This is a genomic window from Bradyrhizobium sp. sGM-13 (genome assembly GCF_018398875.1).
Classification (GTDB): Bacteria; Pseudomonadota; Alphaproteobacteria; order Rhizobiales; family Xanthobacteraceae; genus Bradyrhizobium.
The window spans coordinates 143,085-168,670 of record NZ_JAGWDK010000014.1; the positions used below are offsets into that span (position 1 = coordinate 143,085).

25 protein-coding genes and 1 tRNA gene are annotated in these 25,586 nt (G+C 63.5%); 15 read left to right on the top strand and 11 right to left on the bottom strand.

What is annotated here, in order from left to right:
* Positions 1–106: 106 nt before the first annotated feature.
* The 5 genes from KJQ96_RS22200 (at position 107) to KJQ96_RS22220 (ending at position 5,093) form a co-directional block, all read left to right on the top strand.
* Complete coding sequence (locus tag KJQ96_RS22200) at positions 107–400, top strand: hypothetical protein (protein WP_213288657.1); 294 nt, start codon at positions 107–109, stop codon at positions 398–400.
* 198 nt (positions 401–598) lie between these two features.
* Positions 599–1,819, top strand: a complete 1,221-nt coding sequence (locus KJQ96_RS22205) for an LL-diaminopimelate aminotransferase (protein WP_213288658.1) — start codon at positions 599–601, stop codon at positions 1,817–1,819.
* 27 nt (positions 1,820–1,846) lie between these two features.
* Positions 1,847–3,166 carry a homoserine dehydrogenase gene (locus KJQ96_RS22210; RefSeq protein ID WP_213288659.1) on the top strand — a complete coding sequence of 440 codons (1,320 nt, stop codon included), beginning with the start codon at positions 1,847–1,849 and terminating at the stop codon, positions 3,164–3,166.
* 77 nt (positions 3,167–3,243) lie between these two features.
* Positions 3,244–4,245 carry a class II fructose-bisphosphatase gene (gene glpX / locus KJQ96_RS22215; protein WP_213288660.1) on the top strand — a complete coding sequence of 334 codons (1,002 nt, stop codon included), beginning with the start codon at positions 3,244–3,246 and terminating at the stop codon, positions 4,243–4,245.
* Between the two features lie 128 nt (positions 4,246–4,373).
* The gene (locus tag KJQ96_RS22220; protein ID WP_213288661.1) at positions 4,374–5,093 is read left to right on the top strand and encodes a haloacid dehalogenase type II; all 720 of its coding nucleotides are present in this window, start codon (positions 4,374–4,376) and stop codon (positions 5,091–5,093) included.
* A 17-nt stretch (positions 5,094–5,110) separates the two neighbouring features.
* Here the strand turns inward: KJQ96_RS22220 and KJQ96_RS22225 are convergent, their stop codons facing one another.
* The gene (locus KJQ96_RS22225; protein WP_213288662.1) at positions 5,111–6,205 is read right to left on the bottom strand and encodes a methyl-accepting chemotaxis protein; all 1,095 of its coding nucleotides are present in this window, start codon (positions 6,203–6,205) and stop codon (positions 5,111–5,113) included.
* Between the two features lie 224 nt (positions 6,206–6,429).
* On the opposite strand from KJQ96_RS22225, the gene recJ reads away from it, so the two are divergent.
* Positions 6,430–8,271, top strand: a complete 1,842-nt coding sequence (gene recJ, locus KJQ96_RS22230; RefSeq protein ID WP_213288663.1) for a single-stranded-DNA-specific exonuclease RecJ — start codon at positions 6,430–6,432, stop codon at positions 8,269–8,271.
* Between the two features lie 32 nt (positions 8,272–8,303).
* Positions 8,304–9,110 (top strand): glucose 1-dehydrogenase, encoded by an 807-nt coding sequence (locus KJQ96_RS22235; protein ID WP_213288664.1) that lies wholly within the window; start codon positions 8,304–8,306, stop codon positions 9,108–9,110.
* Between the two features lie 45 nt (positions 9,111–9,155).
* Here the strand turns inward: KJQ96_RS22235 and KJQ96_RS22240 are convergent, their stop codons facing one another.
* Positions 9,156–10,052 carry a LysR substrate-binding domain-containing protein gene (locus tag KJQ96_RS22240; RefSeq protein WP_213288665.1) on the bottom strand — a complete coding sequence of 299 codons (897 nt, stop codon included), beginning with the start codon at positions 10,050–10,052 and terminating at the stop codon, positions 9,156–9,158.
* A 110-nt stretch (positions 10,053–10,162) separates the two neighbouring features.
* On the opposite strand from KJQ96_RS22240, the gene KJQ96_RS22245 reads away from it, so the two are divergent.
* Complete coding sequence (locus KJQ96_RS22245; protein WP_213288666.1) at positions 10,163–10,852, top strand: FMN-dependent NADH-azoreductase; 690 nt, start codon at positions 10,163–10,165, stop codon at positions 10,850–10,852.
* Between the two features lie 55 nt (positions 10,853–10,907).
* On the opposite strand, the gene KJQ96_RS22250 is transcribed toward KJQ96_RS22245, so the two are convergent.
* Positions 10,908–12,140: a lytic murein transglycosylase gene (locus tag KJQ96_RS22250; RefSeq protein WP_213288667.1), complete on the bottom strand. Its 1,233-nt coding sequence runs from the start codon at positions 12,138–12,140 to the stop codon at positions 10,908–10,910.
* A 165-nt stretch (positions 12,141–12,305) separates the two neighbouring features.
* Between KJQ96_RS22250 and KJQ96_RS22255 the strand changes: the two genes are divergently transcribed.
* Positions 12,306–12,770, top strand: coding sequence for a carboxymuconolactone decarboxylase family protein (locus tag KJQ96_RS22255; protein ID WP_213288668.1), 465 nt, complete (start codon positions 12,306–12,308; stop codon positions 12,768–12,770).
* An 81-nt stretch (positions 12,771–12,851) separates the two neighbouring features.
* On the opposite strand, the gene KJQ96_RS22260 is transcribed toward KJQ96_RS22255, so the two are convergent.
* The gene (locus KJQ96_RS22260; protein WP_309142449.1) at positions 12,852–14,339 is read right to left on the bottom strand and encodes a M23 family metallopeptidase; all 1,488 of its coding nucleotides are present in this window, start codon (positions 14,337–14,339) and stop codon (positions 12,852–12,854) included.
* 133 nt (positions 14,340–14,472) lie between these two features.
* Positions 14,473–15,039: an elongation factor P gene (efp, locus tag KJQ96_RS22265; protein ID WP_171710882.1), complete on the bottom strand. Its 567-nt coding sequence runs from the start codon at positions 15,037–15,039 to the stop codon at positions 14,473–14,475.
* A gap of 470 nt (positions 15,040–15,509) precedes the next feature.
* On the opposite strand from efp, the gene epmA reads away from it, so the two are divergent.
* Genes epmA through KJQ96_RS22285 form a run of 4 tightly spaced genes read left to right on the top strand, consistent with a single transcriptional unit; the run spans position 15,510 to position 18,148 of the window.
* Positions 15,510–16,562, top strand: a complete 1,053-nt coding sequence (epmA, locus tag KJQ96_RS22270) for an EF-P lysine aminoacylase EpmA (RefSeq protein ID WP_213288670.1) — start codon at positions 15,510–15,512, stop codon at positions 16,560–16,562.
* Positions 16,559–17,650, top strand: a complete 1,092-nt coding sequence (locus KJQ96_RS22275) for a lysine-2,3-aminomutase-like protein (RefSeq protein ID WP_213288671.1) — start codon at positions 16,559–16,561, stop codon at positions 17,648–17,650. The genes epmA and KJQ96_RS22275 overlap by 4 nt, the downstream gene beginning before the upstream one ends.
* A gap of 7 nt (positions 17,651–17,657) precedes the next feature.
* Positions 17,658–17,870: a hypothetical protein gene (locus tag KJQ96_RS22280; protein ID WP_065744844.1), complete on the top strand. Its 213-nt coding sequence runs from the start codon at positions 17,658–17,660 to the stop codon at positions 17,868–17,870.
* A gap of 26 nt (positions 17,871–17,896) precedes the next feature.
* On the top strand, positions 17,897–18,148 hold the full coding sequence (locus KJQ96_RS22285; RefSeq protein WP_213288672.1) for a hypothetical protein: 252 nt from the start codon (positions 17,897–17,899) through the stop codon (positions 18,146–18,148).
* A 164-nt stretch (positions 18,149–18,312) separates the two neighbouring features.
* Here KJQ96_RS22285 and KJQ96_RS22290 read toward each other — a convergent pair whose 3' ends face one another.
* From KJQ96_RS22290 to KJQ96_RS22315, 6 genes are all read right to left on the bottom strand, one after another.
* Positions 18,313–19,401 (bottom strand): 3-deoxy-7-phosphoheptulonate synthase, encoded by a 1,089-nt coding sequence (locus tag KJQ96_RS22290; RefSeq protein WP_213288673.1) that lies wholly within the window; start codon positions 19,399–19,401, stop codon positions 18,313–18,315.
* Between the two features lie 222 nt (positions 19,402–19,623).
* Positions 19,624–20,202, bottom strand: a complete 579-nt coding sequence (locus KJQ96_RS22295) for an HdeD family acid-resistance protein (RefSeq protein WP_249734351.1) — start codon at positions 20,200–20,202, stop codon at positions 19,624–19,626.
* A gap of 111 nt (positions 20,203–20,313) precedes the next feature.
* A complete protein-coding gene (locus KJQ96_RS22300) occupies positions 20,314–21,357 on the bottom strand; it encodes a PrsW family glutamic-type intramembrane protease (RefSeq protein ID WP_213288674.1) in 1,044 nt (347 codons plus the stop codon).
* A gap of 110 nt (positions 21,358–21,467) precedes the next feature.
* Positions 21,468–22,682 (bottom strand): MFS transporter, encoded by a 1,215-nt coding sequence (locus KJQ96_RS22305; protein ID WP_213288675.1) that lies wholly within the window; start codon positions 22,680–22,682, stop codon positions 21,468–21,470.
* Between the two features lie 18 nt (positions 22,683–22,700).
* A complete protein-coding gene (locus tag KJQ96_RS22310) occupies positions 22,701–23,933 on the bottom strand; it encodes a Zn-dependent hydrolase (protein ID WP_213288676.1) in 1,233 nt (410 codons plus the stop codon).
* A gap of 761 nt (positions 23,934–24,694) precedes the next feature.
* Positions 24,695–24,769: transfer RNA gene (locus tag KJQ96_RS22315), tRNA-Glu, on the bottom strand.
* A gap of 257 nt (positions 24,770–25,026) precedes the next feature.
* On the opposite strand from KJQ96_RS22315, the gene KJQ96_RS22320 reads away from it, so the two are divergent.
* A complete protein-coding gene (locus tag KJQ96_RS22320) occupies positions 25,027–25,281 on the top strand; it encodes a PilZ domain-containing protein (protein WP_213288704.1) in 255 nt (84 codons plus the stop codon).
* 69 nt (positions 25,282–25,350) lie between these two features.
* The gene (locus tag KJQ96_RS22325) at positions 25,351–25,581 is read left to right on the top strand and encodes a porin (RefSeq protein WP_249734353.1); all 231 of its coding nucleotides are present in this window, start codon (positions 25,351–25,353) and stop codon (positions 25,579–25,581) included.
* Positions 25,582–25,586: the final 5 nt, after the last annotated feature.

Genomic DNA, 25,586 nt, shown 5'->3' on the forward strand with positions numbered 1-25,586 from the left:
GAAATCAACGCCGCGGGACGATTTTGCGTTGCAAGGCTCGTACCAGCACATAGATGTCGTCGCGATGCGCGTGCACTGCATCAGGTAGTTGGGGATTCCGGAACGGATGGCGGTGGATCGAACGATAAGGCTGTGGTCGGTTGCCACGCTGCTTGCGGCGACCATTGTGCTCGGCGGCTGCTCGACCCAGATCGCCGATATGCCGGGCTTCGGCCTGCCGGCTGACGCGCCAGAGCGCCCGAAGGAAGCTGGTGGTTATCTACCGGTTCACGACCTGCCGCCGGACCGCAACGAGGAGGCGATGAAGCCGGCCGAGTTGGCTAAAATCCAGGCAGAATTGACCGCCGCTCGCGACCGTCAGGCGGCCGCCGCTACCCCGCCAAAACCCGCCAAGAAGTGACCTAATTACTGGCGCTGCCGGGCTCCCGTGCTAAAAGAACCCAATTCAACCGCATTGCGGGTCCAGAGCCTTAAGACCTCGCGCCTGAATTCGCTCCAAATCCTTGATTGGACGCGATTTTTGGACGAAGCCGATCGGGTTTCGTAGCGCGCAGGTTCCGTTCGATTCTGTCCTGCCGGTTGTCGGAGCAAGGGTCCCATGGAAGATTTTTATCGCATTCGCCGTCTGCCGCCTTACGTGTTCGAGAAGGTCAACCAGGCCAAGGCGGCCGCGCGCAATGCCGGGGCCGACATCATCGACATGGGCATGGGCAATCCGGATTTGCCGACGCCGCCCCATGTGCTCGAGAAGCTGAAGGAGACGCTGGGCAAGCCGCGGACCGATCGCTACTCGGCCTCGCGCGGCATCAATGGCCTGCGCAAGGCGCAAGCCGCCTATTACGGACGGCGGTTCGGCGTAAAGCTCAATCCGGATACCCAGATCGTTGCGACGCTGGGTTCGAAGGAAGGCTTTGCCAATGTGGCGCAGGCGATTACCGCGCCCGGCGACGTCGTGCTCTGCCCCAATCCGAGCTACCCGATTCACGCCTTCGGCTTTCTGATGGCGGGCGGCGTGATTCGCTCGGTGCCCTCGGAACCGACGCCGCAGTTTTTCGAGGCGGTGGAGCGCGCGATCATTCATTCGATTCCGAAGCCGATTGCGCTGATCGTCTGTTATCCCTCCAATCCGACCGCCTATGTCGCCGAGCTCGATTTCTATAAGGATCTGGTGGCGTTCGCGAAGAAGCACGAGATCTTCATCCTCTCGGATCTGGCCTACGCCGAAGTTTATTTCGACGACCGGCATCCGCCGCCCTCGGTGCTGCAGGTTCCCGGCGCAATCGACGTTACCGTCGAATTCACCTCGATGTCGAAGACGTTTTCGATGGCGGGCTGGCGCATGGGCTTTGCCGTCGGCAACGAGCGGATCATCGCCGCGCTGGCGCGGGTGAAATCCTATCTCGACTACGGCGCGTTCACGCCCATTCAAGTAGCGGCCACCGCCGCGCTGAACGGACCGGACGATTGCATCAAGGAGATGCGCGACACCTACCGCAGGCGCCGCGACGCGCTGGTCGAATCGTTTGGCCGGGCCGGCTGGGAGATCCCGCCGCCGCAGGCCTCGATGTTCGCCTGGGCGCCGCTGCCCAAGGCATTTGAAGGCGTCGGCAGCATGCAGTTCGCGACATTGATGGTGGAGAAGTCGGGCGTGGTGGTTTCGCCCGGCGTCGCCTTCGGCGAGCATGGCGAGGGCTATGTCCGCATCGCCATGGTAGAAAACGAACAGCGTATCCGCCAGGCCGCGCGCGGGGTGCGCCGCTTCCTTGAAAGCGGCATTGAAACGTTGCACAACGTGGTTCCTCTCGCCAACCGGCGCTAATTCCTTTTATTGCAGGTTCTCTCATTCATGGTCGCACCCCTGAGAGTGGGTATCGCGGGGCTCGGCACTGTTGGTGCCGAAGTCGTCCGCCTCATCGAAGAGCAGTCGCGGACGCTTGCCGAGCGCAGCGGGCGCGGGGTGCGCGTCGTTGCCGTCACCGCGCGCTCGAAGACAAAGAGGCGTTCGCTCGATCTGCGCGGCATCGATTGGGCGAAAAGCCCGCTTGATCTGGCAAGCGACGCCAACGTCGATTGCTTCGTCGAACTGATAGGCGGCGCCGGCGATCCGGCGCTGTCGGCGATCGAGGCCGCGCTGAAATCCGGCAAGTCGGTTGTAACCGCCAACAAGGCGCTGATCGCCAAGCACGGCGTGCGGCTGGCGAAGGCGGCCGAGAAGCACGGCGGCGCGTTCAACTACGAGGCCGCCGTCGGTGCCGCCATTCCCGTCATCAAGACCTTACGCGAAGGGCTTGCTGGCACCGGCGTCAACCGCGTCTATGGCATCCTCAACGGCACCTGCAACTACATCCTGACCCGGATGGAGCAGGAAGGCTTGTCGTTCGCCGAATGCCTGAAGGACGCGCAGCGGCTGGGCTATGCCGAAGCCAATCCGTCCTTCGACGTCGATGGTCATGACACGGCGCAGAAGCTCGCGATCCTGGCGAGTCTTGCCTTCGGCACCAAGGTGGCGCAGAGCGCGGTCTATGTTGAAGGCATCTCCTCGATCGCGCCGGAGGATCTTCGCGCCGCCGAAGAACTCGGCTACCGCGTAAAGCTGCTCGGGGTCGCGGTGCGCACCGCCAAGGGCATCGAGCAACGCGTGCATCCGACCATGGTGCCGAAATCGTCCTCGATCGCGCAGGTGATGGGCGTCACCAACGCGGTGACCGTCGACGGCGAGGGCATTCCCCCGATCACCCTGGTGGGGCCGGGCGCCGGTGGCGCCGCGACGGCGTCCGCTGTCGTCGCCGACATCGCGGACGTGGCGCGCGGCATTCGCGCAAAGCCGTTCGGCCGCCCGGTGGAACGGCTGCGCGACACCACCAAGGCGCCGATGGAGCGGCATGAGGGCGGCTACTACATCCGCCTGATGGCGCGCGACCTCGCCGGCACCGCCGCCACCATCGCCACCCGCCTCGCCGAACAGAAGATTTCGCTGGAATCGATCGTGCAGCGTCACCCCGAAGGTGTCGACGCGAACGGTGCAACGAAGAAAGGCGCGCCGGTTCCGGTCATTCTAATTACCTACGCCACTTCCGAGGATGCGGTGTACCGTGCGCTGGAGGCCGTGCAGCGCGATAAGGTGATCAGCGGCCGGCCGCAGGTGATACGGATCGAAAAAAACTAGCGCGATTTGCAAGGGATTGCGCGCTCAATGGTTGAAGACGGGCCGGGGGCCCGGTGAAGATTTAAGGAGTGCTCGCTATGTCGACCCATATTTCCGTTCCGCCGCAATTGCTGCTCGAGCGCATCCTGACGCTTGAAATCGTGCGGGTGACGGAACGTGCAGCCGTTTCGGCCGCACGGCTGCGCGGCCACGGCCAGGAGAAGGCGGCGGACCAGGCCGCGGTGGACGCGATGCGCCGCGAGCTCAACAAGCTGCCGATCGAAGGCACCATCGTGATCGGCGAGGGCGAGCGCGACGAGGCGCCGATGCTGTTCATCGGCGAGAAGGTCGGGCTGAACGCAGGTCCTCAGGTCGATATCGCCGTCGACCCGTTGGAAGGCACCACGCTGTGCGCCAAGAACATGCCGGGCGCGATCGCGACCATGGCGATGGCCGATGGCGGTACGCTGCTGCACGCGCCCGACGTCTACATGGAGAAACTTGCGATCGGCCCGGGCTACGCCAAGGGCGTGGTCGAGCTCGACGCGTCGCCTGCCGACAATGTCCGCCGGCTCGCCAAAGCCAAAGGCGTCGAGCCTGGCGCGATCACAGTCCTTGTGCTCGATCGGCCGCGCCACGCCGACATCATCGCCAGCATCCGCTCGACCGGCGCCGCGGTACGGCTGATCACCGATGGCGACGTGGCCGGCGTGATCCATTGTGCCGACCCCGACAACACCGGCGTCGACATGTATATCGGCACCGGCGGCGCGCCCGAGGGCGTGCTGGCGGCGGCGGCGCTGCGCTGCATCGGCGGCCAGATGCAATGCCGGCTGATCCTCGACAGCGAGGAGAAGCGCGAGCGCGCGCACAAGATGGGCGTGACCGATCCAAAAATGATCTACGGAATCGAGGACATGGTGCGGGGCGATTGCCTGTTCGCGGCAACTGGCGTCACGACCGGGTCGCTGCTGACGGGCGTCAAGTTCCGCAAGGATGAGGTGATCGAGACCGAAACGGTGGTGATGCGCTCGGTGACCGGCACGGTGCGCTACATCAAGGCGGAGCACCGGCAGTTGGACAAGTTTCATCTCGACTAATGAGCCGTCGTTCCGGGGCGATGGGTAGCATCGAACTACGATGCGCAATTGCGCATCTGAGAACCTCGAGATTCCGGGCTCGCGCTACGCGCGCCCCGGAATGACAAGAAGAAACGGGAGGGGCTCGCATGTCCGACGTATCAGCCGTGAAGGCGCTGGTGTTCGACGTGTTCGGCACGGTGGTCGACTGGCGCACCAGCCTCATCAACGATTTCACACAATGGTCGAAAACCACCGGCATCAAGGCCGACTGGACCGCGCTCGTCGATGGCTGGCGTGCCGTCTACATGGCCTCGATGGACGAGGTGCGCAAACATCCCGAACGCGGCTATCAGATCCTCGACACCCTGCACCGCCGCTCGCTCGAAAAGCTGGTCGCGCAATTCGCGATCAAGGGACTGAGCGACGCCGATCTGCACTATTTGACGATGGGCTGGCACCGCCTGCATCCGTGGCCCGACAGCGTGCCCGGGCTGACGCGGTTGAAGAAGAAGTACATCATCTCGCCGCTCTCCAACGGCAACGTCGCGCTATTGACCAACATGGCAAAATTCGCCGGCCTGCCGTGGGATCTCATCATGTCGGCGGAATTGTTCGAGCACTACAAGCCCGATCCCGAAACCTATCTCGGCGCCGCCAAATTGCTCTGCCTGTCGCCGGGTGAGGTGATGATGGTCGCCGCCCACAATGGCGATCTGAAAGCCGCGCAGCAAAACGGCCTGAAGACCGCGTTCGTCGCGCGCCCGACCGAATACGGCCCGCACCAGAAATACGATTTCGAGGCGACGGGCAATTGGGACATCGTCGCCGAGGATTTTGGCGAGATCGCCGACCGGCTGGGGTGCTGACGATTGGCGAGGCGGGCTTATCCCGTGCCAGCCTGGATCACACCGAACCAGCCGAGGCCCTTGTAGGTCTCGTAGCCGGGCGTGGCGTGGAACGCGATCATCGTTCCGGAGCGGTCCTGATAGAAGCCGGAGCGCCTTCCTTCGAGCTGGAGCGAGAGGCGCTCGGTGAGCAGGCCTTGGCCGTCGGAGGCGGCGATCACCCGGAAATTCGAATCGACCAGCAGCACCCGCGCCTGGTCGGCCGCGCCGACGCGCACGCCCTGGACGATGGCGCGGGCCTGCGGTTCCCAGTCGAAATGAATGGCCAGCACGCCGGTCGGTCTGCCGTGCGCCTTGCCGCCTTCGCGGACACTGGCGCAGTAGGTCACGACCTGGGCGTTGCCGAGCAAAGGTTGGCATTCGACGTCGCCGACGGCGTAGTCGTCGCCGGAGCGCAGGGCTCGCGCGGCGCGAAACCACTTGGTCTGCGCCACGTTCTGGCCCACGACGCCAAAGCGATCGGCACGGCCGTTGGCCAGCACATTGCCGTCGAAATCGCAGAGCCAGAGATCGAGATAGACGGTATAGGCGCCGAGGATCACCGCCATCCGTTCCGACACATGATTGACGGCGGCAGCCTGTGGCGCGGCCGCGCAATCGACCACGGCGGAATCGGTTGCCCACCAGCGCACGTCACAGGTGCGCTCATAGAGGTTGCGGTCGATCAGCTCGATGGCGTTGAGCGATAGATCGACCATGCGTTCGCCGCGCGAGCGGTCGGCCATCTGCGCGATCGAATTCATCAGATTGCCGGTCCGGTTGGTGAGCTGGCTTTCGAGCTCGCGGGCAATCGTCTCGACCTGCTGGCCGACGTTGCGGACCTCCTGCGCCACCACCGCAAAGCCCGCACCTTGCGCGCCGGCGCGCGAACTCTCGATCAACGCGTTCAGCGCCAGCATCTTCATCTGGTTGGTGATCTTTTGGATCGACTTGGTCTTCTCGCAGGCGACCTGGTTGACCTCGGCGGTCAATCTCGCGATCAGCGCGGAAACGTCGGATTCGTCCTCGGTGCCCGCTGATTTGGCCGGCTGTTTTGCGGTCGTTGCGGTTTGGGAGCGAAGCGCGACGGACATTGGCGGGAATTCCTCAGTCTTTGTGCGGATGTCGATCTTCTGCGGATCGGCGGGACTCAAATGAGAGCGTATTCGACTCCTTTGTCGGGGATCATGGCTAACGATTGGTTTAAGTTCCGGCGGCTTGCGGGTAGTTTTACCTGATGAAGTTGCATCTTCTTTGTGCAAGTCGCATTTGTCGGCATGGCCCACAACCCGCTTAGCCCCTATCTTTCGAAGGCATCATGATCCTTCCCGCATCCGCACTTCCCGTTGAACTGCCGCCGGCGTTTCTCGGCGTGGCGCGTTCGGCGACGGGCAAATTGTGGCGCGATCGGCTCGACCTCAGGGGAGCGGCGCGGGCGCTGGCGATCACTCAGCGCTATCAGTTGCCGGAAATGCTGGCCCGCGTGCTGGCGGGCCGCGATGTCGGGATCGACGAGGTTCAGGACTTCCTTGATCCGACCATCCGCAAACTGATGCCCGATCCACACACCGTGACGCAGATGGAATTGGCGGCCAAACGCATCGCTGACGCGGCCATCCGTGGGGAAAAAGTGGCGATCTTCGGCGACTACGACGTCGACGGTGCCACGTCCGCGGCGCTGCTGGCCTGGCATCTGCGCCATTGTGGGCTGGATCCGCTTATCCACATCCCGGATCGGATCTTTGAAGGCTATGGCCCCAATGTCGAGGCGGTGCGGGCGCTGGCCGCCAAGGGCGCAACGCTGCTGGTGACCGTCGATTGCGGCACCACCAGCACCGAGCCGCTGGCGGAAGCGCGAAAGCTCGGCCTATCCGTCGTCGTCATCGACCATCACCAGACCGGCGATGAATTGCCCGAGGTCGACGCGCTGGTGAATCCGAATCGCCCGGACGATCTCTCCGGCCTCGACCATCTCGCCGCTGTCGGTCTCGTGCTGATCACGCTGGTCGCTGTGAACCGCGAGTTGCGCGGCCGCGGCTTCTGGAGCGCGGAGCTGCCGGAGCCGGATCTCTTGGGCATGCTGCACCATGTGGCGCTCGGCACCGTAGCCGATGTCGCGCCGCTGATAGGCCTCAACCGCGCCTTCGTCGCCAAGGGCCTGATCGCAATGCGCCGCCGCGACCATGTCGGGCATACCGCGCTGATGGATGTGGCGCGGCTGAACGGCCCGCCCGAAGCCTGGCATCTCGGCTTCATGCTGGGGCCGCGTATCAATGCGGGCGGCCGGATCGGGCGCGCCGATCTCGGCGTGCGGCTCTTGCTGGAGGGCGACGTCTCGGAGGCCGCGCGGATCGCGGCCGAACTCGACCGGCTGAACAACGAGCGCCGCGTCATCGAGCAGGCGGCCGAAGCGCAGGCTGAGGCCGAGGCGCTGGCCTCGCTCGGGCTCGAAGACAAGGGCGCGGTGATTGTGACCGCCGCCGAAGGCTGGCATCCCGGCATTGTCGGTCTCGTCGCCTCGCGGCTGAAGGAGAAATTTGCGCGTCCCGCCTTTGCCATTGCGCTCGAGCCGGGCGGCATCGGCACCGGCTCGGGCCGCTCGATCTCGGGCGTCGATCTCGGTAAGGCCGTGCGGCAGGCGGTGAAGGAGCGCCTTTTGATGAAGGGCGGCGGCCATGCCATGGCTGCCGGCGTGACGCTGCGCAAAGAGAAGCTCGCGGAGTTTCGTGCCTTCATGGAAAGCGCGCTGGCCGAGGACGTCGCCAATTCCCGTCACGAGAACGAGCTGTTCATCGATGGCGCCGTCAGCGCGCGCAGCGTGACCGTGGAATTCGCCAATACGCTGAACCGCGCCGGGCCGTTCGGCGCGGCCAATCCGGAGCCGGTGATCGCGCTGCCGGCGCATCAGCTCGTCTATGCCGACGAAGTGGGGCAGGCGCATCTGCGCGTGCGCTTCAAGTCGGGCGACGGCGCGATCGTCAACGGCATCGCGTTCCGCGCGGTCGGACAGAAGCTCGGAGACGCGCTGTCACAGAACCGCGGCCAGCTTTTGCACGTGGCAGGATCGCTCGCGGTCGATCGTTTTCAAGGTTCGGAACGGGTGCAGTTGCGCGTGCTCGACGTCGCGGTGCCGGATCCTGGACCGGCCGTGATCAGATAGTTCGAACCCAATAATAACAAACGGGAGGCGAAATGGCAGGGCAGGTTCAGAGCAAGGTCGCGCTGGTGACGGGCGGCGCATCCGGTATCGGCGAAGCGGTTTGCGAGTTGCTGGCGCGCGAGGGGGCGTCGGTCGCGGTGACCGATGTCGACGATTTGAGAGGCCCGGAAGTCGTTGCGCGGATCAAGAAGGCGGGGGAAGCGAGCTTCTGGCATCACGACGTGACCAGCGAGGAACGCTGGATCGAAGTCGTGGCCGATGTCATGAAGCGCTACGGCCGGCTCGACGTGCTGGTCTCGAACGCCGGCATCGGCATTTCGGTGCCGTCGATCACCGAGATGTCGCTTGCGGACTGGCGGCGGCAGACCGCGATCAACCTCGACGGCGTGTTCCTGTCGGTGAAGCATTGCCTGCCCGTGATGCGCAAGACCGGCGGCGGCTCCATCATCATGATGTCGTCGCTGGCGGGCCTGCGTGGCGCGGCCGGGCTTTCCGGCTACTCCGCGACCAAGGGCGGTGTGCGGCTGTTCGCCAAGTCGATCGCGATGGAATGCGCAACGTTTGGCGACGGCATCCGCGTCAACTCGGTGCATCCCGGCATCATCGACACGCCGATCTGGGGCAAGATTCCGGTGGGCACCACAAGTAGCGGGCAGAACGCGCCGATCGATCCGGAGGAGCGCGCGAAACTGGCCACGCCGCTCGGCCGCGCCGGGCAGGCGGCGGAGATTGCGCAAGGCGTGCTGTATCTGGCGTCCGATGCGTCGCGCTACGTGACGGGAACGGAGCTTGTTATCGACGGCGGCATGAATGCAGGTGGGGTGGCGCGACGCGCATAGACGAAAACGTGGGCAGCAGTATCGACTGCGCTACGCGCGCGTGCATCAGCGTGAAAGTGAGCTTTTGGCGAATTGTGCGCGCAACCAGGCTTGCGTTGCTTCGATCGGTTCGGTCAGGGGTCTGCGGGAGCCGCGCGCTAGATGCAGGGTGAAGCCTTCGATTTCCGGGCCGAACGGTACGACCAGCGTTTTGGTCGCGAGTTCCTCCGACACCAGCAGCAGACTGTGCAACGCAACCCCGGTGCCGGCGACGGCGGCCTGGATCGCATGGGTCTCATCGCTGAAGCGGAGCCCGGCCCGAGCATCGACACCGTCGATACCCGCGATCTTCAGCCAGCGCCGCCAGGTCGGATTGCCGCTATCGCTGCGGCGCCAGTCAAAATGCAGCAAGGTCGCTGAGCGCAGATCGGCCGGCTTCTTCAGACCAAGACGCGGACTTGCCACTGGCGCAAAACGATCGATGGCCAACGGTTCGGCGCTCAGATCGGGATAAGGGCCAGGGCCATAGCGCAACGCGAGGTCCGCGACACCCGAATTAAGGTCCATGACCTCCAGGGTCGCCAGCAGCGTGAGATCGATGTCAGGTCTTGCGTTGTGAAAGCCCGCGATGCGCGGCACCAGCCACTTGGCGGTGAACGCGGGAGTGGCCGAAAGTGTCACGGTCGCGCGGCGCTGCCTGCGGCTCAATCCTTCGATGACACGTGCGAAGGAATCGAAGCCGTCGCGCAGAACCGGCAGCAAGACTTGCCCTTCCGCGGTCAGCAGGACCTGACGCGTCCGCCGTTCGAACAGGCTCACGCCAAGCACCTCTTCCAATTGCCGAACCTGATGGCTGATGGCGGTCGGCGTCACGTGCAACTCCTGAGCCGCACGCTTGAAACTCAGATGCCGCGCGGCGGCTTCGAACGCCCGCAGCCCAGACAGCGGTGGAAGACGTCTCATCGGCCAGACCTAACAGATGAATGCAATTCATCCATGTGATGAGCAATTTGCTTTTGTCAATGCATTCTTCCTGATCCATCTAGTCGAACAAGGATGAAAGGAGATATGCCATGAACTTGCTACGGATTGACGCCAGTGCGCGGCCTGACAGATCGGACCGGTTCCCTCGCGGGTCGCACACGCGCCGCCTCACGGAACGCTTCGTGCAGCGTTGGCTGCAATACCGGCCGAGTGACCTCGTGACCGATCGGGATGTCGGCCAATCACCACCGCATCACGTCACCGAGAAATGGATCGGTGCGGCCTTCACCAAACCTGAACTGCGCGAACCGTGGATGAATGATGTGCTGGCGGAAAGCGACGCATTGGTCGATGAACTCATCGCCGCAGATTTGATCGTGGCTGGCGTGCCGATGTACAATTTTGGAATGCCGGCGCAGTTCAAGGCGTATGTCGACAATGTCGTGCGGGTCGGTCGCACTTTCGGCTTTGACCGTGCCCGGCCAGACGATCCTTATTCGCAGCTACTGGCTGGAAAGGGCAAACGTCTCATCATGCTCAGTTCGCGGGGTGACTACGGATACGATCCAGGCGGACGGATCGCGCACATCAACCATGTCGAAGGGTCGGTGCGCGACGTGTTCGGCTTCCTCGGCGTCACCGACTTCCACAGCATCGCCATCGAATATGACGAGTTCGGGGGTGAACGCTTGAAGGCGTCGATCGCTGCGGCCGAACGCGCAGTGGATGATCTTGTGGATCGGCTGGCGAAGGAAGCCGAACCGCTGGAAGCAGCTTGACTGCAGACTCGATGTAGAGGACGCGGCCGAACCGTGCGAGGTTGAAGCTGCGTCGCTATCCGCCCTGCCTCAATCGCGCCAGCACCTTCAGCCCGCCGTAGCCATCCGCCGGCAGCAGGCCCATCTTGGTCTGATAATCCTTCACCGCCTTCATCGTGTCGTTGCCGACGCGGCCGTCGGTGCCTCCGGTATCGAAGCCGGCCTTGGTCAGCCGGGTCTGCAGCTCCTGCACTTCGGCGAGCGTCAGCGCGCGCTCCGAGCCGGGGAAAGGTTGGATGAAGGGCGGTGCACCCAAAATGCGATCGCCGAGATGGCAGATCGCCAGCGCGTAGTTCATTGACGGGTTGTAGCTCTTCACCGAATAGAAATTCGGGCCCAACAGGAACGAAGGTCCCCCGGCGACCGGCACCCACATCTGCGCCGACGCGTTCGGTTGTGGGAACGGCTTGCCGTCGGCGCGCGTGACGCCGGCGCTAGCCCATGCCGCGTAGGTACGGCTGCCGCTCGAGGCCCCACCGGATGCGCGCACCTCATAGCCCCAGTGCTCACCGCGGTGATACTTGCCGCGGTTGAGCAGATAGCGCGCGCTGGAGCCGAGCGCATCGTCGGGCTTGCCGAACGGCGAGACGCGGCCGTCCTTGTCGTAGTCCATGCCGACATTGAGCCAGACTTCCGGCATCCACTGCGTGTGCCCCATCGCGCCGGCCCAGGATCCCCGCATTTCCTCCGGCGTGCCCCAGCCGCGATCGACGATCTTGAGCGCGTTGATCAGCTCGGTCTCCCAATAGGCGCGGCGGCGCGGCTCGTTCCAGGCCAGCGCTGCGAGCGCCGGAAAGATCGGGCGCATATGGTTCTGCTGCACCAAAGGATCGCCATAGGCGGATTCGACGCCCCACAGCGCGAGCAGCGTGCCGCGCTCGACGCCAAAATCCTGCTCGATCCGCGCGAACAGCGGCTCGTGCTTCTTCAGGGCTCCGCGGCCGTTGATGATACGCCAGTCCGAGACGCGGCGATTGATGTATTGCCAGATCTGCTCATGGAATTCCGGCTGCTTCTGCATCTGCCGGAATACGGTCATATCGGGCTCGATGCGCCCCATCACCCGCGTCCAGGTCGCGTCTGAAATGCCTTTTGCCAGCGCACGCGCGCGGAAATTGTCGCGCCACTGGTCGAAGCCGGCCGGTGCGGCAAATGCAGGAAGCCCGGTCGCGAGCAAGGCGCCGGCACCGAGGCTGCCTTGCAGCAGGGCGCGGCGGGTCGGCGCAGTCTTGGAATCAGGCTGTTTCATGCGCTCAGTCTAGCGGCGTTGCGTGCCTGCGCCAAAAGCTATGACGCCGCGGGAACCGGCTTTTTCGGCAGAAATCCGCGGCAGTTTTGCCGATGCGGTTAGCCATGGACGGGGTGCGGGGTCTCTTATAATCAAGCAGAGTACTGACAACAGAAGGCAGGAAGAATGTCACACGCCCGCAAAGAGTACAAAGATTTCATGTCGCTGACGCCCGACGCCTACGCGGCTGTACTGGCGCTCGGCCAGGTCGCGGGCAAGGCAGGCATGGACAAGCAACTGCTCGAGTTGATCAAGCTGCGTGCCTCGCAGATCAACGGCTGTGCCTTTTGCGTGCAGTATCATATCCTGGAGGGCGAGAAGCTCGGCGTGCCTACCGACAAGCTCAATCTCGTGGTGGTCTGGCGCGAGGCGCCGCAGTTCACCGCGCGCGAGCGTGCGGCGCTGGCCTGGACGGAAGCGCTGACGTTGCTTAGAGACGGCGTCAGCGATGAGGTCTATGCGCAGGCGAGCGCGGAATTCTCCGAGAAGGAGCTCGCCTATCTCACCTCCGCGGTCGCCTCGATCAATGTCTGGAACAGATTCGGCGCCGCATTTCGCTGGACGCCGCCGGCCCGGAAGCAGGTCGCCTGAGCGCGCCGCCAGCCGTTAATGCCCACGGAATCCATTGCAGAGGTTTGAACGGTTTCGCGGCCGAAGCGAACCGGTTGGCGGTTAGTTAGCGCGGCCTTCCGCTTGTCGCGCGACGTGACGCCGTACATTCTTCGGCAACGCATGCGCGACGGCGGCCGGCGGCTCGGTCCCGATCTCGTGGCCGCGGCCGCGGATGAGCCGCTCGTAGGAGGCGATCAGGGTGGTGTAGGGGTTGACCCAGATCCAGCCGTCACGCGTGAACACCTGCACGTCGAAGTGGAGGTGGTATGACGTGCCGTTCGGGAAATCGAGATAGTTGGAAACCACGCCGATCTTCTCGCCCTCGGCGACCCGGCGCCCGTTGAGGATGCCGTCCGCATCCATGGCTGACGGGTTCATGTGCATGTAACGGAAACGGATGTGCTCGTTGCCTGTGTTGATCTGCAGCGTTGCCGCCTGTTGCTTTAAGGAACGGATGACGACGCCGTCGCGGACCGCGACGACCGCCTGCTTTCTCGGATGGCAGGCGTTGTCGGCGCTGCTGTTCGGCGGGCAAGGCGCGGGGCGGATGTCCTGGCCCTGGTGACCGAAGCCGGCCGCGCATTGGCCGACCTGGAAACTGCGGGCTTCGCAAAAATTGTCCCGCCACGGATAGACGCCGCCGGATTTGCGCTTGGTGAACTGCTGCGAGCTGACCCGGGCCGGAGCTCTCTCAAGCGGAAAGCGGATCTGCGAATAGGCGATCAGGTCGGCGCGGCCGCCGCGCCTGCGCGCGCCGCTGTTGGCAATGATGTCGCCGCTCGGGCGATAGGTGAAGTCGGGCGAAAGGGTGGCCGGCCGTTCAGCAACCCCGGAGGGCACGTCGAAGCGCGGTCGTGCCGGCTGGCCTCCGGCGATGCGCAGCGCCTTCAGGAAGCGCTCGGCAATCGGGTAAGCCTCGCGGCAGGCCAGCCGCCGCGCCCGCGGCGCCGAATCGAGGCACTGGATCGACACCACATAGGGCACGCCGAAACGGGTGAAGGCGTAGCGGACGTAACCTTCGCGAATGAAACGGCGCATGTCCGGAAATTGCGACGCCAGCGCCTTGACCGGCTCGCCCTTGCCGCTGAGCGGATCGGCAAGATCGTAGACAAGGATCGAGCCCGTAATCTGCACCTCGACCGGACGGGTGAACGTCCGAGACGGCAGGCCGTCACCGGCGTCGGGATCGAGTGAAAACACCGCGTCGTAGCCGGAGGGGCCGGCGTGAAACAGATCGACGGGGCGGAAGCCGGCCTGGTGGCGTGACACCGACGGATGGCGCGCGCCGCTGGCCTCGGCCTCGAGATAGGCCGCGGTATCGAACGGCAACAGCACCGGCACCGGACTGCGGCCGATTGCTGCGAACATCGCCGAATTGATCGCGTTCAACTGCACCAGCGCGGGCGCAGAGCGCGGATCCCATGCCGGCACCCGCCGCTGGCCTGCGAAGGTGAAGCGCTGCGCGATCGCCGGCCGGGAACTAATCTCGCTGCGAAGCTGATCCAGAACGGCGCGCCATTCGACGCGAACGGCCGACATCGACGGCATTCTGAACTCATTGGCGGAAACGCCTGATATCCCGGCGGGGAGCAAACAAAAGGCTGCCAGCCAACGCGAGAGCAAGCGGACAGCCTTCGTACCCAATGCATCGCCCCCCGGCGTATGCTCCTATGGCGCGGTCTTAATCCTTTGCGCGTTCGACGTAGGAGCCGTCCTCGGTCATGACCACGATCCGTGTTCCCGTTCCAATGTGCGGCGGCACCGAGGTGCGCACGCCGTTGGAGAGAATAGCAGGCTTGTAGGAGGAAGACGCGGTCTGCCCCTTGGTGACCGGCTCGGTCTCCACAACTTCGAGGGTTGCGCGCTGCGGCAACTGGATGGCGACCGGATTCAGGTCGTGCATCGACAGCTTCACCGTCATGTTTTCCTGCAGGTAGGGCGCAGCCGAGCCCACGATCTCCTTCGAGACCTGGACCTGGTCATAGGTCTCGGCATTCATGAAGTGGAAGCCGTCGGCATCCTCATAGAGGTAGTTGAAATTGCGGTCCTCGACGGTGGCCTTCTCAACCTGGTCAGTGGTCTTATAGCGTTCCGAGACCTTCACGCCGTCGCCAATGCGGCGCATTTCGATCTGGCTGACCGGGGTTCCCTTGCCGGGATGGATGTTTTCGGCCGACAGGACGACATAGAGCTTTCCGTCTTGCTCGATGACGTTGCCCTTGCGAATAGAACTGGCGATAACTTTCAAAGCTGTTTTCCCGAATTTCTGGCCTTTGGCCAAACCGGACATTTGTGTCCGCAGGGCCAATCAGGCGGTTTCGGGCTGCAACATACTGATTTTGCCCGTCGATGCCAGCGTTTTACGGCCATTCCGGCGAGCTGCTTGAAGCCGCAAAAAGCCGGATTTCGCCGTGTTATATGACGCGTCTGGCAAGCAATTGAACGATGCGCCGACCGTTGCTGATAGGCTTGAAAGCAATGGTTTAAGCGGTTCGCGAAAACCCGCAGCTTCAGCGGGATGCGGCGATATCGATCGGGCGAATGGACAAGGAGAGCGTCTTTCGACATGAAATGACGAAGCTGGAGCTGGATCTTGCCGCTTCCTCCGGCTCGCCATGTCGAACGTAAAGAAAGTCAAACAATATCAATGGTATTTGCCGATTCCCTGAACGCCTTGATTGGCTCCGCGGATGCCCGGTGGATTCGGAACCGCCTGTGATGGTTGATATCGACCAGCCCTCGCCTTGGTGGTCGGCCGCGCGGCATGCCGATCGAAAGCCGTTCCTGATGGCGCGTGCCGCGATCACGAGGGCCGTGCGAGGTTGGTTCGACGAGCGGGGTTTTACCGAGGTGGAAACCGGCATCCTGCAGGTCTCGCCAGGCAACGAGACGCATCTGCATGCCCCACGCACTGAAGTCATCAGCCACGATGGCACGCGCGCGACGCGCTATTTGCGAACGTCGCCGGAATTCGCCGCCAAGAAACTGCTCGCCGCCGGCGAAGCCAAAATCTTCGAATTGGCGCGCGTGTTCCGCGACCGCGAGCGCGGCGATCTGCATCTGCCCGAATTCACGATGTTGGAATGGTATCGTGCCGACGAAGGCTATGATGCCGTTATGGCCGACACCACCGCCGTGATCGCACATGCGGCGCAGGCGACCGGGATCGGGCAGTTTTCGTTCCGGGGCAGAACGGCCGATCCCTTCGCCGAGCCGGAACTGCTGACGGTGGCATACGCGTTCGACCGCTTCGCCGGGATCGATCTGTTGGCCACGATCAGCAATGGCGAGGGCGATCGCGCGGCGCTTGCGGCGGCAGCAAGACCGCGGGTGCGGATCACCGATGACGACACCTGGTCGGATATTTTCAGCAAAGTGCTGGTCGAACACGTCGAACCGAATCTGGGGCAGGGGCGTTTGACTGTCTTGTTCGAATATCCGGCGCCGGAAGCAGCCCTTGCTCGGGCGAAAGCGTCCGATCCGCGCGTCGCCGAACGTTTTGAGGTCTATGTCTGCGGCGTCGAACTCGCCAACGGATTTGGCGAATTGACCGATGCCGGCGAACAGCGCCGCCGTTTCGCCGCTGATATGGACGAGAAGGAGCGGCGCTACGGCGAGCGCTATCCGCTGGATGAGGATTTTCTCGCAGCGGTTGCCGCGATGCCGCCGTCGAGCGGCGTCGCGCTCGGTTTCGATCGGCTGGTGATGCTGGCAAGCGGCGCGTTGCGGGTGGACCAGGTGGTGTGGACGCCACCGGCAGGAGAGACATGAACAAGATCGATCCGAAACTTTTGGCAACGCTGCGGCAGCCCGCCGATCTCATCGAGCGGGGGTTGGCGAAGCCGGCCGATCTCGCCGACCTCGAGCGGGTCGCGGCGCGCTACGCCATCGCGGTGACCCCTGATATTGCGAACCTGATCGACACGGAAAATCCTGACGATCCGATCGCGCGGCAATTCATTCCGAGCGCGCGCGAATTGTCGAACGCGCCGGGCGAGAATGCCGACCCGATCGGCGACGACGCGCATTCGCCGGTCACCGGCATCGTCCATCGCTATCCCGATCGCGTGCTGCTCAAGCTGGTGCATGTCTGCGCGGTGTATTGCCGCTTCTGCTTCCGCCGCGAGATGGTCGGGCCGGGCAAGGCAACGGCGCTGTCCGAGGCCGCCTATCGCGACGCGCTGGGCTATATCCGCAAGAACAGCGAAATCTGGGAAGTCATCCTGACCGGTGGCGATCCGCTGATGCTGTCGTCACGGCGGCTGGCTGAGATCATGACGGACCTCGCCGCCATCGATCACGTCAAGATCGTTCGCATCCATACTCGCGTGCCGGTGGCTGCGCCTGCGCGCATCGATGGCGATGTGATCAGGGCGTTGAAAGTCGAGGGCGCAACGACCTGGATCGCCGTCCACGCCAATCATGCGCGCGAATTGTCGGGCGAGGCCCGCGCCGCCTGCGCGCGGCTGGCCGACGCCGGTGTTCCGCTGGTGAGCCAGACGGTGCTGCTTCGCGGCGTCAATGACGATGCCGCGACGCTGGAAGCGCTGATGCGGGCCTTTGTTGAAAACCGAATCAAGCCCTATTACCTGCATCATGGCGATCTGGCGCCGGGGACCGGCCATCTGCGCACCACCATTGCAGAGGGACGGGAACTGATGCGCAAGTTGCGCGGTCGTGTCTCGGGCCTGTGCCAGCCGGATTACGTGCTCGACATTCCCGGCGGCCATGGAAAGGCGCCGATTGGACCGAATTATTTGTCGCATGCAAGTTCCGGGGAATGTGAACTATCCTCGGAAACGCAGTATCGTATCGTCGACTATTGCGGAGAGGTTCACCTCTATCCGCCAAAGCCGTGATCAGGCGATGACGGAACACGGCGAGGAGAAACGGGAGCCGCCGGAAGATGAGGGCCATCGCGGAATCGAAAACGCCGTTCTGCTCGGCTTCTTCGTGTTGTTGGTGGCCGCCGGAATCTGGTTGCTCGGCACCATGGCCGATGTACGAAAGGCACAGGACTGCGCTGCCCAGGGACGGCGAAACTGCGCAACGATCGACGTGCCCGAACGGACACGATAAAGGAATCTGAAAGGCGGAGAATCAGGATGCAAAGAACAATCTTGTCAGTCGCGCTGATGGTCCTGATCGGCATGCCTGCTGCGTTCGCGCAGGGCGGGACGTCGACAATGCCAAAGAGCAACCCGAGTGCCGGAGGCATTCCGGAGGCGCCGATCGGACACCGTCAGCCCCGTCGCAGCGATGTGCCCGAAAAGAACCAGCCCGACCCGAACGATCCACTGAGCAAGGAAAACGCCGCGCTCGACCGCAAGATCAAAAGCATCTGCCGCGGCTGCTAGGCAGGGTATTCGCAATATGAAGTCATTCTGCTGGTTCGGGTAGCTGATCGTTCCACAAACTGGTCATGCCGGGACAAGCCCGGCCATGACGGTGCGGAAGCTTCAGCGCTCCCGAGCTCCGCAACGCCATATGCGATTGGCTCCTGCCATCATTCGGCCAGTGGCTACGCCGAGCGCTCCTCCCGGAAACTGCGCGATGGCCCGTTCCGGCGCGTCGCCACGGCATCAGCCAGCATGTTCAGCGCCGACACTGTCGTCTCCCAGTCGATGCAGCCGTCGGTGATGCTCTGCCCATAGGTGAGCTGTTTGCCCGGCACGACGTCCTGGCGGCCGGCGACCAGATTGCTCTCGATCATGACGCCGGTGATGCGCTGCTCGCCATCCGATATCTGGCGCGCGATGTCGGCGACCACCAGCGGCTGGTTCTCCGGCTTCTTGTTGCTGTTGGCATGGCTGGTGTCGACCATGATCCGCGGCGTGACGCCGGCGCGGACAAGCTCGACGCAAGCGGCATCGACGCTTTCCCGGTCGTAGTTCGGCTTGTTGCCGCCGCGCAGGATGATGTGGCAGTCCTCGTTGCCGGTGGTTGCCGCAATCGCCGAGCGCCCGCCTTTGGTGACGGCCATGAAATGATGGGGATGCGAGGCCGACTTCACCGCATCGGCCGCGATGCGGATATTGCCGTCGGTACCGTTCTTGAAGCCAACCGGGCAGGATAGACCGGAAGCGAGCTCGCGATGGATCTGGCTCTCGGTCGTACGCGCCCCGATCGCCGCCCATGCCATCAGGTCGGCAATGTATTGCGGCGTCGTCATGTCGAGGAATTCGGTCCCGGCCGGCAGGCCGAGATTGTTTACGGCCGATAGCACGTTGCGGGCGAGCCGCAGGCCCCTGTTGATGTCGAAGGACCCGTCGAGATTGGGGTCGTTGATCAGTCCCTTCCATCCGACCGTGGTGCGCGGCTTCTCGAAATAGACACGCATCACGATTTCGAGTCGGTCGGAGAGCTTTTCGCGCAAGGCGGCGAGCCGCTCGGCGTAATCAACGGCCGCGGCGGGATCATGGACCGAGCAGGGGCCGACGACCACCAGCAGGCGGTCGTCGGTGCCGTGCAGGATGCCGTGGATGGCATTGCGCGCCGCCATCACGACCCGCGTCGCGGTCAAGGTGCGCGGTATCTCGCCCATCACCTCCTGCGGCGTACTCAGCTCTTTTAGTTCGCTAATTCGAAGGTCGTCGGTGGTGCTCAACACGGCTGTGGCTCCTGTTTGAAAGGAAACCTGCCGGCCAATAAAAAAGCCGCCAGGTTTGGCGGCTGTTCGGATTTCTTGGCTTCAATTCGTCAGATTGAGCGCGATCCTCCCACCGCCAGCGAGCTGTCGTAGCTAAAGTACCAAAAGTTGCTGGCGGCGATCATGATCATGGCGGGCTCTATAGCGCACCTGCCGGGTCTTGTCATCCCATAATCGGCGGCATCAGGATTTGCGGGCGGCGAGCGCTATGCCGACCAGTGACGCGCCGCCGAGCACGAGATTGATCCCGGCCAGGAGGCCGATCGCCCATTCCGCCGAACCCGGCAGGCCGGCGATGATGATGAATGCGATCAGGAGGTCCATCACGCCTGAGATCAACAGCCAGGACCAGCGCTCCGACAATTCGCGGCGGTTGTTCAGTGCGTACATGATGCTGACGACGCCCTCGGCCAGAAAATACGCGCCGACCACGATAGTGAGCGTGAGGACGCCCTGCGCGGGCCGCGCCAGCAAAATCCCGCCGGCGAGAACGGCCAGCGCGGCGGAAAACAGCGACCACCAGAAGCCCGGCATCTGGCGCGCCCAGTAAGTGACGAACAGCCCGGCAATGCCGCTGATCAGAAACATCCAACCGAGGAAGATGGTGACGGCGAGGCTTGCCAGCGGCGGCACGATCATCGCAGCCAGGCCGAGCAGGGCGAGCACGATGCCTTCGAACAGAAAAGCCTTCCAGTGCGCCTTCACCGCGGCGTTCATTTCGGACTGCAGCTTGCCGATATCAGGGGGAATATCTTGGGTCATTGGAAACTCCCGATGCCTGCCGCGCCGAGTATCCAATATACCCCGTAAGCCGCCTGCGGGTAAAATTGCTGGCTAGCTTTTTTAGCGAGATCAACGACTGAACGATAACGTTCAGCCCGGCTCAGGCGCGGACGAAAATCCGTCCGAGGATGTTCTAATGCGATTGCGGCCAAACACATACACAGCCGACGTGGCCAGCAACAGCGCCAAGCCTATCAAGATGGAGGTCATGCCGAGCGGAATGAGAAGTAACGAAGCATTGCGCTCCGGACTGACGAACCAGTGATGAAGCGAGGTCAGGACGAAAGCCGCGCCGGCGAAGCCCGCGCCGCTGCCCACGAGCAGCAGGGCCCACATCCGCCGCAACTGGCTCAGCCGCTCACGCGCGATCTCGGTGCGCGGCGCATGATGGCGGCCGACGCGCCGTACCAGCCGTATGGCAAACCCGATCGAACTGAAGCCGATGAGCAGGCTTGCCGCCCCCAGCAGCATTCGCACGTTGGGACCGAGATCTGGGTGTTTCTGCAGCGTCAGCAGTGGAAAATCGAATGCCGCATGCAGCGCGACCGGCGCGAACAGCGCCAGCACCCAGCTCGAGATCCGCGCCCAGTCGCGATGATGGCGATGCGCGCCGAGCGCGGTGCCGGCGCGCGCGATCGCGATATAGGCGCCTGCGATGATGCCGAGTGCGCCATGAAACGGCACCGTCAACACGCTTCGCAAAGCGGCCAGCGACCGCCACATGTCGGCGTGCTGCACGAGATAGGCGAGGTTTTCGTAGGCCGCGAAGCCGAGGCCTGCGGCCGCACCGTAGACCACCGTATCCATTGGGTCTGCAAACGCACGGCGGCGCACCGGCAATGACACTAGAATGATCACGAGGACCTTCACGATCTCTTCGGGCGCGGCGACCCCGAATATCGAACGCAGGCCTTGCGTCATCCAGGGGTTTCCAGGCACCGCAAGGATCGCGGCAAACGGAGCGCGCGCAACGCCCAGCAGAGAAATGCTGGCGGCCCCGAGTACGAAAGCGAGCCACACCCGCGCCGGCGGGCCGGGGCGCTCGTCCGCGGCAATGACGAGCCAGAGGATCAGCAACGCCGGCGCGATGGCGGCAACGCCGATCGATGTAGGGAGGGCCTGCAGCAGCAACATCTGGGGAGCTTTTACCTCGTGCGAGCGTAAATGGCCGCAAACTCAGCCGTTTGCAAGAAAGTCAGACGCGACTCCTTGTCACCAAGGAACCCGGCCGAATCCGGCGCCGCTTAGGCTGTGGTCCGTTTGCCGATCTTGCCCTGCACCACCAGCAATCCCGCCAGCGCGATCAGCGCGAAGCCGGCGCCGGCCAGGAACGTGCCCTGCGGCCCTGCGATATCCCAGAGTGCGCCGGCAATGACGCTGGCCGCGAGCATCGCTACGCCGCCAAGCAGGTTGAAGAATCCGTAAGCCGTGCCGCGCAACTCGGCCGGCGCGGTATCCGCAACGAGCGCGGCCAGCAGTCCCTGCGTCAGTCCCATGTGGAGGCCCCAGAGAATGACGCCCAGCGCAACACCGCTCACCGACGGCAACAAGGCCAACGCGATGTCGGCGGCAACCAGCACCAGCATGCCGCTCGCCAGCACGGCCGTGCGGCTCATGCGATCCGAGATGACGCCGGCGGGGTAGGCTGCGAGGGCATACACGATATTCATGGCTACCAGCACGGCCGGGACGAGCGCGATCGGCACTCCAACATTCTGAGCGCGGAGAACGAGGAAGGCCTCGCTGAAGCGCGCCAGCGTAAACACGCTCGCGACCGCCACCACCCACCAATAAGCCGGCCCCAGGTTTTTGATCTCGGCCAGGCTGATCGGATTGCGCACCGTGCGCAGCGCCCGCGGCCGCTCCGGCTCACGCACGGCGAAGACGATCAGCGCCAGCGCCAGGAAGGCAGGAATTACGGCAACCCAGAACACCGCCTTGAAGTTGTCCGATGTCGACCACATCAGGGTGATGGCGAGCAGGGGGCCGACGAAGGCGCCGACCGTGTCGAGCGATTGGCGCAGCCCGAAGCTCGCGCCGCGCAGATCAGCCGGCGAGAGATCGGCCACCAGCGCATCACGCGGGGCGCCGCGAATGCCTTTGCCGATCCGGTCGACGAAACGCGCGGCCACCAGCCAGCCGACGGTTGGCGCCAGCGGAAACACCGGCTTGGTGAAGGCCGCGAGACCGTAACCGATGGCAGCTAACCATTTGCGTTTGCCGAGCCAGTCCGACAGCGCACCGGAGAAGATTTTTGTGATGGAGGCGGTCGCCTCGGCGATGCCTTCGATGACGCCGACCGTCACCATCGATGCGCCGAGGACCGAGACCAGGTAGATCGGCAGCAGGGCGTGGATCATCTCCGACGAGATGTCCATCAGCATCGAGACGAAGCCCAGCACCCATACGCTGGCCGGAATGTCCCTGATCGAATAGGCCGGCCTGGTTTCAGCAACCATGTCGCATCTCGCGTCGCCTCATTGGGCCAACAGCCGCCGGCAGGCGTCAACAAAGACCTCTGCCCCGGTAACGATGTCGGCGTCGGCGGTGTTCTCGGTCCAGTGATGCGAAATGCCGCCGATCGAGGGCACGAACAGCATGCCGGCCGGCATGACGGTTGAGAGAATCTGGGCGTCGTGGCCGGCGCCGCTCGGCATGCGAAGCGACTTGCCATCGGCAAAAGCTGCGCTGGCAGCCTCGATGGCCTCCTGGAACGAGCCATCCATCCGCGCGGGCGTCCCGGTGCGGATGCGCTCCACCGCGACGGCGCAGCGGCCTTGGGCGTTGACCTCTGCGGCCATGCTGTGGAGCAGTTCCTCCAGCCGCGCAATCACGGCAGGATCGTCGTCGCGAATCTGGAACAGCATTTCCGCTGCTCCCGGGATGATGCTGGGTGCACCGGGATCGAGCGTAATGCGGCCGGTGGTCCACACCGTGCGCGGGCCGCAGGCGGCAGGAAAACGATCGTCGATAGCGACGCAAAATCTGGCGAGCGCGAGGCCGGCGTCCCTGCGAATGGCCATCCGCGTGGTGCCGGCGTGGTTTTGTTCGCCCGTGAAGGTGATGCGATATTGCCATATCCCGACGATGGACGTGACGATGCCGATCTTGAGGCCGCTGCTTTCCAGCGTCTCGCCCTGCTCGATATGGGCTTCCAGATAGCCGATATGCCGCCCTTGTTCGCACCGCGCACGGGCGCGGCCGGCAAGGCCCGCGTCGCGTAGCGCGTCACGCATGCTCCTATCATTGTTGCGGTCGCGCGCGGCGTCGATATCGGCTTCAGTGACGCCGCCGACATAGGACCGGCTGCCAAGGAAGTGTCCGAAATGGCCTTCCTCGTCGCACCATGAAGCGACTTCGACGGCGCCCTCTATATTCGGATCGGGATTGATGACGCGGGCGGCTTCGAGCGCATACATCACGCCGAGCGGTCCATCGAGCCAGCCCGCGTGATTCTGGCTTTCCAGATGCGATCCCGCCAGCAGTCTCGGCCCGCTTTTCGTGCTGGTGCCGAGCACGTTACCGATGCCGTCGATCTCGCCGGTGAGGCCGGCGTCGGGAAGCCGCTGCACCAGCCACGCCAGCGAGCGCAGATGTGGTTCAGAGAAAGTCGGCTTGTGAACGCCGGTCTTGTAGGCGCCGATGGCGCGCAGCTCGTTGAGATCGGCGAGGACGCGTTCGCCATCGACGCGCGAGGATATGTCAGCCATGCTTTCCGTAGTTCTCCGGAGTAGAACAAAGTTCCCGCTGCCGTTCTCGGAGTAGAACAAAGTTCCGTGAACGTCGCCAGCAGCTTTACTTATCTTCCGGAAAGCAACGTCAATGCAATGATTGCTGGCCATACACGATCACGAGCGCCGTCACCGGCCAGCGGCTATTCTGGTCTTCTCCTTAAGCGTGTAGTCACGCATTCTTTTCGCATAAGCTGTGGAGTGTCCAGACGCTTTGCGTCCGAGAGCCGGCGATATCATTATTATGGCTGCAGCAGTTATCGCGACGGCCGTTTCGACCTGTCCGGTCCGGGAAACTCGACAGCCTGGTTCGAGGCGAATCGAAAGGCGTCAGGCGTCGAAAGTCGTGTCGACGGGCTAGGAGATATTGCGGGGGAGGCGCAAAGCGATTGGGCATCCCCCTACGCGAACGAAATGTCTATTTCGATCTTCAGCAACTTGATCGCGCCGGCGACGATGCGTTTCGCGTTCTTTCCCGCATAGGATGATCCAGAAATTCGCGACGAGCTCCGGTCAGGTATCCGGCGGAAAGTAGCACCGCAACGTAAAGCGGAGTGCGACGTAAAGCGCGACACAAGTTGTGATTGCGATAGCGGCCGTATCCATTCCCCTGTCCCTTTCTACGTACGCGCCGCGGTCCGTTTTACGGAACCTGCGGACGACGGGAACCTGAGCTGGGAAAATGGTTGCCTTAAGCCTGAAAATGGTCGGCTTGGGCTTTGAAAGTGGTGGCAACGTGTTGGCGCTCCCTAGCGGAATCGAACCGCTCTCTCCACCGTGAAAGGGTGGCGTCCTAACCGATAGACGAAGGGAGCAAGAACAACAGGAAAATCAAGATGTTAGTGCTTGATGGGCCGTGTTGGCCGCCGGCCGTCCATGCTTGATGGGGGCGGCGACGGGCGAACGTATAGTGGCGTTTGAGCGGGCGGGCAAGCCGCTCGGAAAGACGTTTCTGCCGCCGCTTTGCGGCTCCATCAGCGTCCCGGTCGCGCGACGAGACACGCCGTGCCGAGCAACGGATTCTAAAGCCACATGGCGTAGGGTTGTCTCGGGAGGGCTTTTCGACATGGCTTTGCAATCAAGCAAGAAGCGCGACGCGCGCAAATCATTGAGTCAACCCGGGTGGATCACGTTCGAAGGCGGTTTTGCCGCGCGCCAATGCGTGGTGCAAGATTTGTCCGCAACGGGGGCGAAGGTCACGATCGACGATCCCAACACGTTGCCGGCGAAATTGCGGCTGGCGTTTTCGCGCGACGCCAGGACCGGGCGCCGCTGCGAAGTGGTCTGGCGCCGCGGCAAATCGGTCGGCATCAAGTTCATCCGCTAATCTGGCACCGATCCGCGAGAGACGATAAAAGGCGGGATGCGAAAATCCCTCCTGGTAATGATCGGCATAATGATCGTCTTGGCGCTGTCTTCGGTTGCCTCGGTCGCGGAACAAACCCGTCCTCAGAAGCTCGACAAAGCTCCCGCGTCGGGCAAGTCGCTTCCGCTGAAGCGCCCAGGTTCGGCCAATGCATGCGCGGAATATGGCGCGGGCTTCGTCAGAATCGAAGGCTCCAACACCTGCATGAAAATCGGCGGCGCGGTGAGCGTTGGAGCGGGGGTGTCCGGCGGCTCGCGTTGAGAAGA